Origin of the sequence: Aquabacterium sp. (assembly GCF_041915145.1) — a bacterium.
In the GTDB taxonomy this organism is placed as follows: Bacteria; Pseudomonadota; Gammaproteobacteria; order Burkholderiales; family Burkholderiaceae_C; genus Aquabacterium.
Window position 1 is genome coordinate 1 of the sequence record NZ_JAYSBZ010000074.1, and the last position, 13,892, is coordinate 13,892.

14 protein-coding genes are annotated in these 13,892 nt (G+C 63.0%); 10 read left to right on the plus strand and 4 right to left on the minus strand.

Annotated elements, in window-relative coordinates; all coding sequences use genetic code 11:
- Both ACE3SS_RS12600 and prpB read right to left on the minus strand, forming a co-directional pair.
- On the minus strand, positions 1–279 hold a 279-nt coding region (locus ACE3SS_RS12600), incomplete at its 3' end, for a citrate/2-methylcitrate synthase (RefSeq protein ID WP_374594440.1).
- A 36-nt stretch (positions 280–315) separates the two neighbouring features.
- A complete protein-coding gene (prpB, locus tag ACE3SS_RS12605) occupies positions 316–1,200 on the minus strand; it encodes a methylisocitrate lyase (protein WP_374594442.1) in 885 nt (294 codons plus the stop codon).
- 261 nt (positions 1,201–1,461) lie between these two features.
- Here prpB and prpR point away from each other — a divergent pair, with 261 nt between their 5' ends.
- Positions 1,462–3,468, plus strand: coding sequence for a propionate catabolism operon regulatory protein PrpR (prpR, locus tag ACE3SS_RS12610; RefSeq protein WP_374594444.1), 2,007 nt, complete (start codon positions 1,462–1,464; stop codon positions 3,466–3,468).
- A gap of 33 nt (positions 3,469–3,501) precedes the next feature.
- Here prpR and ACE3SS_RS12615 read toward each other — a convergent pair whose 3' ends face one another.
- Together ACE3SS_RS12615 and ACE3SS_RS12620 are read right to left on the minus strand one after the other, a co-directional pair.
- The gene (locus ACE3SS_RS12615; protein ID WP_374594446.1) at positions 3,502–4,527 is read right to left on the minus strand and encodes a CoA ester lyase; all 1,026 of its coding nucleotides are present in this window, start codon (positions 4,525–4,527) and stop codon (positions 3,502–3,504) included.
- A gap of 126 nt (positions 4,528–4,653) precedes the next feature.
- On the minus strand, positions 4,654–5,640 hold the full coding sequence (locus ACE3SS_RS12620) for a malate dehydrogenase (RefSeq protein ID WP_374594448.1): 987 nt from the start codon (positions 5,638–5,640) through the stop codon (positions 4,654–4,656).
- A gap of 265 nt (positions 5,641–5,905) precedes the next feature.
- Between ACE3SS_RS12620 and ACE3SS_RS12625 the strand changes: the two genes are divergently transcribed.
- The 9 genes from ACE3SS_RS12625 (at position 5,906) to ACE3SS_RS12665 (ending at position 13,768) form a co-directional block, all read left to right on the plus strand.
- Positions 5,906–6,694 carry a GntR family transcriptional regulator gene (locus tag ACE3SS_RS12625; RefSeq protein ID WP_374594449.1) on the plus strand — a complete coding sequence of 263 codons (789 nt, stop codon included), beginning with the start codon at positions 5,906–5,908 and terminating at the stop codon, positions 6,692–6,694.
- A gap of 109 nt (positions 6,695–6,803) precedes the next feature.
- Positions 6,804–7,232, plus strand: coding sequence for a succinate dehydrogenase, cytochrome b556 subunit (gene sdhC / locus ACE3SS_RS12630; protein WP_374594451.1), 429 nt, complete (start codon positions 6,804–6,806; stop codon positions 7,230–7,232).
- Positions 7,233–7,254: 22 nt separating this feature from the next.
- Entirely contained in the window at positions 7,255–7,614 is a 360-nt protein-coding gene (sdhD, locus tag ACE3SS_RS12635; RefSeq protein WP_374594453.1) for a succinate dehydrogenase, hydrophobic membrane anchor protein, read from the plus strand.
- Entirely contained in the window at positions 7,614–9,389 is a 1,776-nt protein-coding gene (sdhA, locus tag ACE3SS_RS12640; protein WP_374594455.1) for a succinate dehydrogenase flavoprotein subunit, read from the plus strand. The genes sdhD and sdhA overlap by 1 nt, the downstream gene beginning before the upstream one ends.
- 29 nt (positions 9,390–9,418) lie before the next feature.
- Positions 9,419–10,126, plus strand: a complete 708-nt coding sequence (locus tag ACE3SS_RS12645; RefSeq protein ID WP_374594457.1) for a succinate dehydrogenase iron-sulfur subunit — start codon at positions 9,419–9,421, stop codon at positions 10,124–10,126.
- A 42-nt stretch (positions 10,127–10,168) separates the two neighbouring features.
- Positions 10,169–10,456, plus strand: a complete 288-nt coding sequence (locus tag ACE3SS_RS12650) for a succinate dehydrogenase assembly factor 2 (RefSeq protein WP_374594459.1) — start codon at positions 10,169–10,171, stop codon at positions 10,454–10,456.
- Between the two features lie 22 nt (positions 10,457–10,478).
- Positions 10,479–11,789, plus strand: coding sequence for a citrate synthase (gene gltA / locus ACE3SS_RS12655; RefSeq protein WP_374594461.1), 1,311 nt, complete (start codon positions 10,479–10,481; stop codon positions 11,787–11,789).
- A 315-nt stretch (positions 11,790–12,104) separates the two neighbouring features.
- A complete protein-coding gene (locus ACE3SS_RS12660) occupies positions 12,105–13,076 on the plus strand; it encodes an AraC family transcriptional regulator ligand-binding domain-containing protein (protein ID WP_374594463.1) in 972 nt (323 codons plus the stop codon).
- Positions 13,077–13,543: 467 nt separating this feature from the next.
- Positions 13,544–13,768: a DUF6160 family protein gene (locus tag ACE3SS_RS12665; protein WP_374594465.1), complete on the plus strand. Its 225-nt coding sequence runs from the start codon at positions 13,544–13,546 to the stop codon at positions 13,766–13,768.
- The last annotated feature ends 124 nt before the right edge of the window (positions 13,769–13,892 follow it).

The window sequence follows — 13,892 nt, forward strand, 5'->3', positions numbered from 1 at the left end:
CTTCACGGCGGCTGGGATGCCGCGCAGCGACTTCAGCTTGGCCTTGTAGCCAGCCAGTTCGGCCACGGTGGGCAGCTTGCCGTGCACCAGCAGGTGGGCGATTTCTTCGAACTCGCAGGTGGTGGCCACGTCGAGGATGTCGTAGCCGCGATAGGCCAGGTCATTGCCGGTGCGACCCACGGTACACAGGGCGGTGTTGCCGGCTGCGGTGCCCGACAGGGCGACAGACTTCTTGGGCTTGAAACCGGGGGTGGTGGTGGTTTCGGGCGTGGCGCTCATGGGTGTGTCTCCAGATGAGATGAAGCAGCGGGTGAATTACTTTTTGGCGGCAAACAGCGCGTCGAGCTTCTGCTCGAAGGCGTGGTAGCCGATGCGGTCGTACAACTCTTCGCGAGTCTGCATCAAGTCGACGACGTTCTTCTGATGACCATCACGGCGCACGGCGGTGTACACCGCTTCGGCTGCCTTGTTCATGGCGCGGAAGGCGGAGAGCGGATACAGCACCATGCCGACGCCCGTGGGGCGCAATTCTTCAACAGAGAACAGCGGTGTCTTGCCGAACTCGGTGATGTTGGCCAGCACGGGCACACCCACCGCCTTGACGAATTTCTCGTAGGTGGGCAGGTCGTAGGCGGCCTCGGCAAAGATGCCGTCGGCACCGGCTTCGACGCACTTGATGGCGCGCTCGATGGCGGCATCGACACCGTGCACCTGGATCGCATCGGTGCGGGCGATCAGGAAGAAGCTCGCGTCGGTCTTGGCATCAGCAGCGGCCTTGACGCGGTCCACCATTTCTTCGGTGGTCACGATCTCTTTACCCGGGCGATGGCCGCAGCGCTTGGCGCCCACCTGGTCTTCGATGTGGCAAGCCGCAGCGCCGGCCTTGATCAGGCTCTTGACTGTGCGCTCGATGTTGAAGGCCGAGGGGCCGAAGCCGGTGTCGATGTCGACCAGCAGCGGCAGGTCGCACACATCGGTGATACGGCGCGTGTCGATCAGCACATCGTCGAGCGTGTTGATGCCGAGATCAGGCAAGCCCAGCGAGCCTGCGGCCACGCCGCCGCCCGACAGGTAGATGGCCTTGAAGCCGGCGCGCTTGGCGAGCAAGGCGTGGTTGGCGTTGATGGCGCCGATGACTTGCAGCGGGCTCTCGTCTTTCAGGGCCTGGCGAAAACGGGCGCCGGGGGACAGTTGGGTCATATCGATCTCCGACCGGTTGCAGCGGTTGTGGGGCGTTGCAAGGAGGAGTGCAACGCGTGTGCCAGCCAGACAGCCTGGTGGCGCGACGCGGCAGCGGCGCGCCATCCGATTGTGCAAGCCCTTGATTCATCAGGCCTTGTGAGCAATACGGGGTTGCGCCGGGCGGGTCTTGTGCTAGCGCGGTGTTTCATTTGTGAAACATAATGCCGCATCAATATGAAACATCGTTTCACGGCAAGTGAAACGGATGGGATGCCTCTCATGCAGTTCGACGCCAGTTTGCCGCCCCAGATCGTGGCCGTGGGTTACCGCCGCATCAACCGGATGCTGCAAGACCTCGCGCCGGCCCTGCTTGGCCGAGCCGAAGTCGAGGTGGTCGATGCCGGCTTCGACGAGGCTGTGGCGCGGGTGCGCGAGCTGCAGGCGCGGCGTGCCGTGGACGTGGTGGTGGCGGCCGGGTCGAACGGCGGCTATTTGCGCCAGCACCTCGACACGCCGGTCGTGCTGGTCAAGGTCGGCGGATTCGATTTGATGCAGGCCCTGGCTCGGGCCAAGCGCTTGTCCAACCACGTGGGGCTGTTGACGTTTGAAGGCCTGCTGCCCGACCTGAGCCCCTACGGCGAACTGATGGGCGGCGCGGTGACCCAGCGCACCTACCGAACCGAAGACGATGCCCGCGCTTGCCTGCATGAGCTCAAGCAGTTGGGCGTCGAGGCGGTGGTGGGCTCCGGCTTGGCGGTGGACCTGGCCGACCAGTTGGGCATGGCAGGGTTGTTCTTGTACTCGCAAGATGCCGTGCGCGAGGCACTCGACGACGCCGTGGAAGTGGCGCGTGCGGCTCGCATCGAGCAGGCCAAGCGCGAGCGCCTGGGCACGATCCTGGCGCAGTTGAGCGACGGCGTGATCGCGGTCGACCAGGCCGAGCGCGTGCAGACGCTCAACCCCGCCATGGCGCAGTTGCTGGGCGTGAAGCCCGCGCAGTGGCTGGGGCGGCGCCTGAGCGAAGTCTGCCCCGAGCTGGGCTTGCAGCAGACCTTGCGGCTGGGGGCTCCCGAACTCGAAAAGATCGAGCGGGTGACCGTGGGGGCGGTGAGCAAGGCGCTGATCGTCAACCGCATGCCGATCGTCGAGCAGGGCGTCCTCACCGGGGCGGTGCTGAGCTGCCAGGACCCGGTCTCGATTCAGCGCGTGGATCGCCACATCCGCAGCCGCATCAAGCCCAACGCAGCGGCCACGCGCTACGAGCTGTCGCAGTTCTTGGGGCGCAGCGACGCGATTGCCGAGGTGCGGCGGTTGGCCGAGCGCAGCGCTCACAGCCCGGCCACGGTGCTGCTGGTGGGCGAGAGCGGCACCGGCAAGGAGCTGATCGCGCAAGGCATCCACGTCGCCAGCGAGCGCCGCGACATGCCCTTTCTCGCGGTGAACTGCGCCGCCGTGGCCGAGAGCCTGCTGGAAAGCGAACTGTTCGGCTACGACGAAGGTGCTTTCACCGGCGCGCGGCGTGGCGGCAAGATCGGCCTGTTCGAGGCCGCGCACAACGGCACGCTGTTTCTCGACGAGGTGGGCGAGATGCCGTTGTCGCTGCAGGCCCGGCTGTTGCGCGTGCTGCAAGAGCGCGAAGTGCTGCGCGTGGGGGCGACCGAGCCCACGCCCGTCAACGTGCGCGTCATCGCGGCCACGCACCGCGACCTGATGGAGCAGGTGCGGCAGGGCGCGTTCCGGCTCGATCTCTACTACCGCTTGAACATCCTGCGCATCACCGTGCCGCCGCTGCGGGATCGGCCGGACGATGTGGAGCCCATCGCCCGGGCCTTGCACGCCAAGGTCTGCGCCCGCCTGGGTGCGTCGCCGCAGACTACCAACCTGTGGGTAGACGCCTTGATCACGCACGCGGCCGCTTACGCCTGGCCCGGCAATGTGCGGGAGCTCGAGAACCTCATCGAGCGCATCGTGGCGTATGCCGGGGGGGCGACACGCCGTGCCGACGCACCCTCGCTGGCTGCCGACGATGAGGGGTTGCGGTGGATCGTGCCCGAGCTGTTTGAGCCGGGGGTGCCTCGCCCGCCCGCCGATCGCGTCGGTGTCATGCCGCAAGCCGCTCGTGCCGTGCCGTCTGCGGGGCGATCAGGGCGTCTCAAGGACCAGCAGACCCAGGCCGAGCGCGACAACATCCTGCGCGTGCTGGCAGACTGCCAGGGCGACCGCGCATTGGCGAGTCAGCGCCTGGGCATCAGCCGCACGACCTTGTGGCGCAAGCTGCGCACCTGAGCGATCGGTTCAGCGATCGGTTCAGCGCCCGGCTCAGCGGACTGCGTCGGCAAAGAACGCGGCTTCCACCTCGGGCGGCAGCGGCTGACCGGTGAGCCAGGCGCGTTCCAGCACATGCCAGTAGTGGCGGTAGCTGGCGCGGTCGTGCAGCGTGCCGCGATGCGAGGTCGGTGCCCAATGGGCCTGCTGCGCCGCCAGCAGGATCTCGACAGCGTCGTCCACCTCGGCGGTCACCGGCGCGAAGGTCTCCACGATCACCGGGATCTGATCGGGGTGGATGCTCCACATGCGGGTGTAGCCCAGCTCGTGCGCGGCGGCTTCGGCCGCCTTGCCCAGCGCGCGGTGGTCCTTGAATTCGGTCACCACGCAATGCGATGGCGTGATGCGGGCGGCATGGCAGGCCGCCGCGATTTCGAGCTTGGCGCGCAGCACCAGCGGATGCTTGAATTGCCCGGCGGCACTCATGGCCGAGGCCGGGATGGCGCCGCGGTGCTCGGACACAAAGTCCATCAGCCCGAACGACAGCGATTCGAGCCGGGGCAGGGCGGCAATGTCGTGCACCTCGCGCAAAGCGCTCAGCGTTTCGATCAAGGCGTGCACCGGGATCGCCCGGCTGATGCCGTGTCGGGCCCGCGCTTCGTCGATGGCCTGGATGGCGCGCTGCGTCTCGGCCAGGTCTGCCACCTTGGGCACCATCAGGTAGGCCAGGCGCTGGCCGGCGCGGCTGACGAGCGTGTCCACGTCGTCGGCAAAGCGCGGGTGGCTCGGGGCATGCACGCGCGCTCCCACGCGGCCCCAGGCGTTGTCGGCACCGTTCACCAGCTCGCTCACCAGCAGCGCATGGTCATGCTCGCCGCCCACCGGGGCACCGTCTTCCAGGTCGAGGGTGACGTCGAACACCGCGTGGCCGGCTGCCGTGCCCATCTCGCGCTGCAAGGCCAGGCTCTTGCGCATGCGCGGCTCGACGCCGGCGTAGTGATCGCACACCGGCAGGGCGGCGGCACGGTGGTCGGCGCCGAACAGCGCCTGTCGGGGGTGGATGCTGGTAAGGGTGGGCATGGCGGGGCCTTGAAGCCGAAATCGATGCGCCATCGTGGCGAAAAAAAGCCGGCCTGCAAATGCAAGCCGGCTGATTCTGTCGAACTTCGACTCAGCACGCGGCCGAATCGATGCTCAAGAGCGGGATCACAGCAGGTGCTTGACGCCGTCTTGCTCGCCTTGCAGTTCGGCCAGGGTCTTGTTGATGCACTCTTGCGAGAAGGCATCGATGGGCAGACCTTCGACGATCTTGTACTTGCCGCCCTCGCAGGTGACGGGGTAGCCGAACATCACGTCCTTCGGGATGCCATATTCGCCGTTCGACGGGATGCCCATCGTGACCCACTTGCCGTTGGTGCCCAGGGCCCAGTCGTGCATGTGGTCGATGGCAGCGTTGGCGGCCGAGGCAGCCGACGACAGGCCGCGAGCGGCGATGATGGCGGCGCCACGCTTGCCCACGGTCGGCAGGAAGGTTTCAGCGTTCCAGACCTGGTCGTTGATGGTGTCCTTGACCGACTTGCCGTTCACGGTGGCGAAGCGGTAGTCAGCGTACATGGTGGGCGAGTGGTTGCCCCACACGGCCAGCTTCTCGATGTCGCCCACGGCGCAGCCGATCTTGGTGGCGATCTGCGAAGCAGCGCGGTTGTGGTCCAGACGCAGCATGGCGGTGAAGTTCTCACGGGGCAGATCCGGAGCCGACTTCATGGCGATGTAGGCATTGGTGTTGGCGGGGTTGCCGACCACCAGCACCTTCACGTTGCGCGAAGCTACGGCGTTCAGGGCCTTGCCTTGAGCGGTGAAGATCTGGGCGTTGGCGGCCAGCAGGTCAGCGCGCTCCATGCCGGGGCCACGGGGGCGAGCACCGACCAGCAGGGCGTAGTCGGTGTTCTTGAAAGCGGTCATCGGGTCGCTGTGGGCTTCGATGCCGGCCAGCAGCGGGAAGGCGCAGTCTTCCAGTTCCATGATCACGCCCTTCAGAGCGTTCTGAGCCTTCTCGTCGGGGATCTCCAGCAGTTGCAGGATCACGGGCTGATCCTTGCCCAGCATTTCGCCAGAGGCGATGCGGAACAGCAGGGCGTAACCGATCTGGCCAGCGGCGCCGGTGACGGCAACACGGACGGGTGCTTTACTCATGTTGTGGCTCCAAAGAGTGGATGACAAGTTGACAAAAAGAATTCGTCTGGATGCCCGCAGCCGAAACCCCTGCCGAGTGGCCGGGCCGTTCGATCCGATCGTGCATCTCCTGCGAAACCCTAAAGTGTAGGGCAGTCTGCGGCTCGTGTGCCGGGTTTTCCATCGCCCGATATTGGTGCGAGATGCACCAAAGTCTTATGTCTTATATAAAACATCTTTCATGAGTCGTGGACGAAATGTGACCGGATGTGGTGCAATCGCTTTCATGGTCAATTCGGTATCGACCTCATCCAGAACTTCTGCTGACCCCCCCGGCTCGGCTGCGTCGGGCTGCGGCCCGGCGTTCAGTCCGCTTTATCAGCAGATCAAAACGTTGTTGATTCGCAGTCTGCAAGCGGGTGAGTGGCGGCCGGGCGAGGCCATCCCCAGTGAGGTTGAGTTGGCGGGCCGCTACAAGGTCAGCCAGGGTACTGTTCGCAAGGCCATCGATGAAATGGCCACCGAAAACCTGCTTGTGCGCCGGCAGGGCAAGGGAACCTTCGTGGCCACGCACGCCGAGGAGCAAGTGCAATACCGCTTCCTGCGGTTGATGCCTGATTCGCCCCAGGATGCCGGCCCCGTCACGCGCGAGTTTCTTGATTGCAAGCGCATGCGTGCTCCCGCTGACGTGGCGCGCGCCCTTGAACTCAAGTCCGGCGACGCTGTCGTGCTGGTGCGTCGCGTGCTCAACTTCGCCGGGCGTCCGGTGGTGCTTGACGAGATCTGGTTGCCCGGTTCGCTGTTCAGGGGGCTCACCGCCGAGCGCTTGAGCGAATACCGCGGGCCGATGTATGGATTCTTCGAGACCGAATACGGCGTACGCATGATCCTGGCCGAAGAAAAAATTCGGGCCGTGGCGGCCGACGAATCGGTGGCAAAGATCTTGCACGTGGATGCAGGCTCGCCGCTGCTGTCGGTCGAGCGACTGAGTCGCACCTACGACAACAAGCCCGTCGAGCTGCGATTCGGTCTGTACCAAACCCATGCACATTACTACCGCAATGAACTGAGCTAAGGACGCACAAATTAATCTGCCCCACTCATCGGGCATGCCCTATCAGGCCTTGCCCTAAAATCCCACGTTTCAAATTCCTTCATGACGCCAAGCCGGAGCCCGAACCAAAATGGCTGAGACCGCAAAACAACGCCCCGTCTATCGCAACATCCACATCACCGACATCGTGACCTACCGGCTGCCGCTGGCTGGGATCGTGTCGATCCTGCATCGCATCAGCGGCGCGGTGCTGTTCCTGTTGCTGCCTTTCGTGATCTGGATGTTCGACACCAGCGTCACGTCCGAAATCTCTTTCGAGCGATTCACAAGCGTGTTTGCCTCGGGCTGTGGCGGTGTGCCAGCCTGGTTCATCAAGCTGGTCACGGTGGGCATCATGTGGTCGTATCTGCAACATTTTGCCGTGGGCGTGCGCCACCTCTGGATGGACGCCACGCACAGCGTCAGCAAGGAGCAAGGCAAGTCGTCAGCGGTCGTCACGCTGGTGATCGCATTGCCGCTCACGGCGCTGTTTGCTGCCCGTCTGTTCGGCCTGTACTGATTCATCTACGGGGACTACCGCTATGACTACTTATGGTTCGAAGCGCCTGGTTGTGGGCGCGCATTACGGATTTCGCGATTGGCTCGCGCAGCGCATCACGGCCGTGCTGATGGCGCTCTACACGGTGGTGTTGCTGGCGCAAGTGCTCACGGGTGAGCGGTTGTCGTACACCAAGTGGGCTGGCATCTTCTCGCAGCAATGGATGAAGTTCCTCACTTTTGCCGTCATCCTGGCGCTGCTCTATCACGCCTGGGTTGGTATTCGCGATATCTGGATGGACTACATCAAGCCCGTCGGCATCCGCCTGGCGCTGCATGTGTTCAGCATTGTTTGGCTGGTCGGCTGCGCCGGCTGGGCGGTTCAAGTTCTGTGGAGACTGTGATGCAAGTGGGAAGCTCTTTGCCCCATCGCCGATTTGACGTCGTGATCATCGGGGCCGGTGGCTCCGGGATGCGCGCGTCGCTGCAATTGTCGCTGGCTGGCCTCAACGTGGCCGTGCTGTCCAAGGTTTTCCCCACGCGCTCGCACACCGTGGCAGCGCAAGGCGGCATCGGTGCCTCGCTGGGCAACATGTCCGAAGACAACTGGCACTATCACTTCTTCGACACCGTCAAGGGTTCCGACTGGCTCGGTGACCAGGACGCCATCGAGTTCATGTGCCGCGAAGCACCGAAGGTCGTGTACGAACTCGAACACTTCGGCATGCCCTTCGACCGCAACGCCGACGGCACCATCTACCAGCGTCCGTTCGGTGGCCACACCGCCAACTATGGCGAAAAGCCCGTGCAACGCGCCTGCGCCGCAGCAGACCGCACCGGCCACGCGCTGCTGCACACGCTGTATCAGCAAAACGTCAAGGCGCGCACGCAGTTCTTCGTCGAGTGGATGGCGCTCGATCTGATCCGCGACGCAGATGGCGACGTGGTCGGCGTGACGGCGCTCGAGATGGAAACGGGCGATATCCACATCCTGCAAGCCAAGACCGTGTTGCTGGCCACGGGCGGCGCCGGGCGCATCTTTGCCGCCAGCACCAATGCCTTCATCAACACCGGCGACGGTCTGGGCATGGCGGCACGCGCGGGCATCCCGTTGCAGGACATGGAATTCTGGCAGTTCCACCCCACCGGCGTGGCAGGTGCAGGCGTGCTGCTGACCGAGGGCTGCCGTGGCGAAGGCGCGATCCTGCGCAACAGCAACGGCGAGCGCTTCATGGAGCGATACGCCCCGACGCTCAAGGATCTGGCGCCGCGCGATTTTGTCTCTCGCTCGATGGATCAAGAGATCAAGGAAGGCCGTGGCTGTGGTCCCAACAAAGACTACGTGCTGCTCGACATGACCCACCTGGGCGCAGAGACCATTCTCAAGCGTCTGCCGTCGGTCTACGAGATTGGCCATAACTTTGCCAACGTCGACATCACCAAGGAGCCGATCCCCGTGGTGCCGACCATCCATTACCAGATGGGTGGCATCCCCACCAACGTCAACGGCCAAGTTGTTGTTCCGGCCAACGGCAAGCACAACGAGGTCATCAACGGGCTGTACGCCGTGGGCGAGTGCTCGTGCGTGTCGGTGCATGGCGCCAACCGTCTGGGCACCAACTCCCTGCTCGATCTGGTGGTGTTTGGTCGCGCCGCCGGCAACCACATCGTCGATTTCAACCTCAAGAACAAGGAGCACAAGCCCTTGCCGAAGGATGCGGCTGACCGCACCCTGGCTCGCTTGGCTCGCTTGGACAGCGCCACCAACGGCGAATATGCGCAAGACGTGGCCAACGACATGCGCTCGACCATGCAGGCGCATGCCGGGGTATTCCGCACCCAGGCCACGATGGACGCCGGCGTCAAGAAAATCGCCGAGGTGGCTGAGCGCGTGAAATCGATCGGCCTCAAAGACAAATCGAAGGTGTTCAACACCGCGCGCGTCGAGGCGCTCGAGGTCGAGAACCTCATCGAGGCGGCTCGCGCCACGATGACCTCGGCCGCTGCGCGCCCCGAAAGTCGCGGCGCGCATGCACACAACGATTACCCTGCGCGCGATGACGTCAATTGGATGAAGCACACGCTGTGGTACTCCGAAGACGGCCGTCTCGACTACAAGCCCGTGAACCTCACCCCCTTGACCGTTGAGTCGGTGCCGCCGAAGGCCCGCACTTTCTGATCGCGCGATCTGCCTACAGAGAACACACCATGAGTCAAAAGCGCACTTTCCACATCTACCGCTACGATCCCGACAAGGACGCCAAGCCGTACATGCAGACCGTCGAGGTCGAGCTTGAGGGCAACGAGCGCATGCTGCTTGACGCCCTGCTCAAGCTCAAGGCGGTCGATCCGTCGCTGTCATATCGTCGCTCGTGCCGCGAAGGCGTGTGCGGATCCGACGCCATGAACATCAATGGCAAGAACGGCCTGGCCTGCCTGACCAATATGCGTACGCTGCCCGATACCGTGGTGCTCAAGCCGCTGCCGGGGCTGCCCGTGATCCGCGATCTGATCGTGGACATGACGCACTTCTTCAATCAGTACCACTCGATCAAGCCGTATCTGCAAAACGACACGCCGCCGCCCGAGAAAGAGCGTCTGCAGTCGCCTGAAGAACGCGAAGAGCTCGATGGCCTGTACGAGTGCATTTTGTGCGCCAGCTGCTCGACCAGCTGCCCCAGTTTCTGGTGGAACCCCGATAAATTTGTCGGCCCCGCTGGCCTGTTGCAGGCCTACCGCTTCATCGCGGACAGCCGCGATCAAGCCACCAACGAACGTCTGGACAACCTTGAAGACCCATATCGCCTGTTCCGGTGTCACACCATCATGAACTGCGTCGATGTGTGCCCGAAAGGCTTGAACCCGACCAAGGCCATCGGCAAGATCAAAGAGCTGATGGTTCGCCGCGCGGTGTAACACACGCGTTGCTCCACTTCAACACAGCCCTCTGCACATCACATGGATGCTCTGCCGGATTCCGCTCCGCTCGACGCCGATGCGCAGCGCCGCCTGGGTTGGCGCTGTCGGCGTGGCCTGCTGGAGAACGACCTGTTCGTCGAACGGTTTCTCCAGCGTTATCAGGCCACGCTGACCGTCGGTCAGGCACGAGGGTTGTTGGTGTTGATGGACTTGCCGGACAATGACCTGCTGGATCTATTTCTCGGGCGCAAAGAGCTTGAGGGAGAGCTGGATCAGGCCGAAGTCAGGCATGTGTTGCAATTGATGAGAACGCCAAACAAAGACTGACCCGTATTTTCTAGGAGCGCCCATGACCCCGTCCGATGTCAAAGCCACACTGTCGTTCTCTGATGGCAGTCCCAGCATGGAGTTGCCGATCTACAAAGGTTCGATCGGCCCTGATGTCATCGACATCCGCAAGCTGTACGCTCAGACCGGCAAGTTCACCTACGACCCCGGCTTTCTGTCGACGGCGTCGTGCAACTCGACCATCACCTACATTGACGGTGACAAGGGCGAGCTGCTCTATCGCGGCTACCCGATCGAGCAACTGGCGACTCAATGCGACTTCCTGGAAACCTGCTACCTGCTGCTGAACGGCGAGCTGCCGGACGTGGCACAGAAGCAAGAGTTCGTGGGCCGTGTGAGCAGCCACACCATGGTCAACGAGCAGATGCAGTTCTTCCTGCGTGGCTTCCGTCGTGATGCTCACCCGATGGCCGTGATGACCGGCTTGGTTGGCGCCCTGTCGGCCTTCTATCACGACAGCACCGACATCAATAACCCCGAGCACCGCCAGATCGCCGCGATCCGTCTGATCGCCAAGATGCCGACCCTCGTGGCCATGGCATACAAGTACGCTGTTGGTCAGCCGTTCGTGTACCCGCGCAACGACCTGAGCTACACCGAGAACTTCATGCGGATGATGTTCGCCACGCCGTGCGAGGACTACAAGGTCAACGACGTGCTGGTGCGTGCCATGGACCGCATTTTCATCCTGCACGCCGATCACGAGCAGAACGCCTCTACCTCGACGGTGCGCCTGTGCGGTTCGTCGGGCACCAACCCGTTCGCAGCCATCGCTGCTGGCGTGGCTTGTCTGTGGGGTCCGGCTCACGGCGGCGCCAACGAGGCCGCGCTCAACATGCTGGAAGAGATCCAGCGCAATGGCGGCGTCGAGAAGATCGGCGACTTCATCGCGCAAGTGAAGGACAAGAACTCCAGCGTCAAGCTGATGGGCTTCGGCCACCGCGTGTACAAGAACTACGACCCGCGTGCCAAGCTGATGCGCGAGACCTGCCACGAAGTGCTGGGCGCGCTGGGTCTGCAAAACGACCCGCTGTTCAAGCTGGCCATGGCGCTCGAGAAGATCGCCCTGGAAGACGACTACTTCGTGTCGCGCAAGCTGTACCCGAACGTCGACTTCTACTCGGGCATCGTGCAGCGCGCGATCGGCATCCCGGTGTCGTTGTTCACCGCCATCTTCGCGCTGGCCCGCACCGTGGGCTGGATTGCGCAGCTCAACGAGATGATTGCTGATCCTGAATACAAGATCGGCCGTCCTCGCCAGTTGTTCGTCGGTTCGCCCAAGCGTGACGTGGCACCGATCGCGCAGCGCTGACAAGCGGTCTTCGCGCCATCCAAGCCCGGCCTCGCGCCGGGCTTTTTTTTGATTGCTTGCCGACAATCTGTATACAGACTTAATCTGAATACGTTAATGGGAGCGTTCGCTACTCCCCCTTGAAGAGAGGGTGTGGCTCGGATTCGACCGCGGGTTGTATCCAATGTGGCGAGGGTGTGGGGGGTCTTATTGTTGCGCCCTCGAACTTGGTCTTTGTGGTGGCACGAAGGATCGGGAGTTCGAAAAGGCAGTGCAGTTATGAGACCTTCAGTTGTTCCGGGCCTGGGTTGGTGCGAGGCCATTCGCGACGTATTCGTGCAGCACGCGCTATCACCGGACGCCATCTTTGTTGAGTCTGGGTTGCAGCAGTGCCTGGGGCGTGCCGCGTCGCTCAGCGAGGTATCGGACAGTTTCACGCGCGCCTGGGAAATCGCCGTCCATGAAAGCGGCAACCCCGCAATCGGTTTGACCACGCCGTCCCACCCGTTGAAGGCGCTCGGCGTTCTGTCCAATCTCGTCGTGGCGTCGTCAGAGGTGCTGACTGCCTTGCAGCGTCTGGTGCGCTTTGCCGATATCGTCTCGCCGACCGTTGCGATTTCTGTCAAGACGCAGGGTGATCGGTGTTGCGTCGAGACGGACATCAAGGCGGGGCGCTTGCCGGTCGCGTCTCAGCGATACGACCACATGGCCACGGTGCTGCTCCATGCCATGCATTGGGTGACCGGGCGCCCCATCGTCGCGGCGCACATTCACATGCCGCCCAGCACTCCAAGCAGCCCTTCGCGGTGGCGCGAGGCGTTCGGTTGCCCGGTGACGTTCGGCACGCGCCGGTTTGTCATGGAGTTCAATGCGTCCGACATGACACAGACGATCCCGACCGCCGATCCCATCGTCGCCGACATGTGCGAGCGCCTGGTGGCGCAGGTGGCCGAGCGCAATCACTCGTCGGTGAGCGCGAGGGTGCGTCGCATGTTGGAGGATTCGCTGTCCGAGGGGGATCCCAGGCGAGAGGCCGTGGCTGCCCGCTTGTGCATGAGCGAGCGCACGTTGCAGCGTCGCCTGACCGACGAGGGGACGACGTTTGCCGATCTGGTGGACGTGGTTCGCCGCGAGATGGCGGAGCGGTTGCTGGTGCACGGCAACCTGACGCCAACCGAGATGTCGTTTGCGCTGGGCTTCTCGGACCCCAGCAATTTCTACCGCGCCTGCAAGCGCTGGTTCGGCCGCTCACCGCGCGTGTTGCGCGAGACGGTCAGTCAATTCCCGGACACGATCAGCACGTTCTGACATCGCGCCGGCGTGGCTTCGGTTCTTCGTGCGGTTCTTCGTGAGTCGCGTGAGCCTGTTTCTCCGAGTCTCATTTGATGGTGCTGGCGCCGCGGCGCGTTGGCGTCGTGCGTCTGAATGAAGACGTGCCGAGTGGTGATTGGCCGGGCGCTTGACGTTCGATGGAAGCCTCTGCCAATCAAACGTTTGTTTGTTCGCGAGGGGTTCTGAACGTGCATGTTTCCTCATTTTTTGGGGTTATTTCTCGGATGGGAAATTCCTAGCACGAGCTGGTTTGAGAAGCCAAGGTGTTGGCTTCATCGGCCAGTGCCAGAAGCGCAATAGATCACGAAGATTCACTCCGTCGCATACGAGAAATTGATCCGGGCGATACGCCGAAAAACGGCGCGATCAACCGGGTGTTCACAAGATCACGAATGCGCGCTGCTAGGACTAGAGACTGTTAATACAACCTATTGGAGATTCGGATGAAACTGTTCAAGCTTGCTACCCTCGTCGCCCTGACTTCCGCTGCTCTGTCGGCTTCGGCTTTCACCGCCATCGATGACTCGGCTCTGAGCCAAGTCAGCGGCCAAGACGGCGTGTCGATCGCTGCCGATCTGAACATCAACATTGGTTCGTTCAAGTACGCCGACACTGATGCCACCGGCGGCTCGGTCTCGTTCAACAACATCGGTGTTCGTGGCCTGTGACCTGCCCCCTCCCGCCGTACCACTGAGGCGGAAGTCCGGGTTGAAGATTACTTGATCTCGTTGCTTGAAGCTGGTGGTGGCTGGTTCTTGGTGCGATGGCGCTGGGCGAACTCCGCCGGCGGTA

What these genes read in the sequence shown, in the direction of transcription:
- ACE3SS_RS12650 (WP_374594459.1), top strand. Translation starts at nt 10,169, where the DNA reads ATGGATGCTCTGCCGGATTCCGCTCCGCTCGACGCCGATGCGCAGCGC.
- ACE3SS_RS12645 (WP_374594457.1), top strand. Translation starts at nt 9,419, where the DNA reads ATGAGTCAAAAGCGCACTTTCCACATCTACCGCTACGATCCCGACAAG.
- sdhD (WP_374594453.1), top strand. Translation starts at nt 7,255, where the DNA reads ATGACTACTTATGGTTCGAAGCGCCTGGTTGTGGGCGCGCATTACGGA.
- ACE3SS_RS12665 (WP_374594465.1), top strand. Translation starts at nt 13,544, where the DNA reads ATGAAACTGTTCAAGCTTGCTACCCTCGTCGCCCTGACTTCCGCTGCT.
- sdhA (WP_374594455.1), top strand. Translation starts at nt 7,614, where the DNA reads ATGCAAGTGGGAAGCTCTTTGCCCCATCGCCGATTTGACGTCGTGATC.
- prpB (WP_374594442.1), bottom strand. Translation starts at nt 1,200, where the DNA reads ATGACCCAACTGTCCCCCGGCGCCCGTTTTCGCCAGGCCCTGAAAGAC.
- ACE3SS_RS12620 (WP_374594448.1), bottom strand. Translation starts at nt 5,640, where the DNA reads ATGAGTAAAGCACCCGTCCGTGTTGCCGTCACCGGCGCCGCTGGCCAG.
- ACE3SS_RS12625 (WP_374594449.1), top strand. Translation starts at nt 5,906, where the DNA reads ATGGTCAATTCGGTATCGACCTCATCCAGAACTTCTGCTGACCCCCCC.
- gltA (WP_374594461.1), top strand. Translation starts at nt 10,479, where the DNA reads ATGACCCCGTCCGATGTCAAAGCCACACTGTCGTTCTCTGATGGCAGT.
- ACE3SS_RS12615 (WP_374594446.1), bottom strand. Translation starts at nt 4,527, where the DNA reads ATGCCCACCCTTACCAGCATCCACCCCCGACAGGCGCTGTTCGGCGCC.
- sdhC (WP_374594451.1), top strand. Translation starts at nt 6,804, where the DNA reads ATGGCTGAGACCGCAAAACAACGCCCCGTCTATCGCAACATCCACATC.
- prpR (WP_374594444.1), top strand. Translation starts at nt 1,462, where the DNA reads ATGCAGTTCGACGCCAGTTTGCCGCCCCAGATCGTGGCCGTGGGTTAC.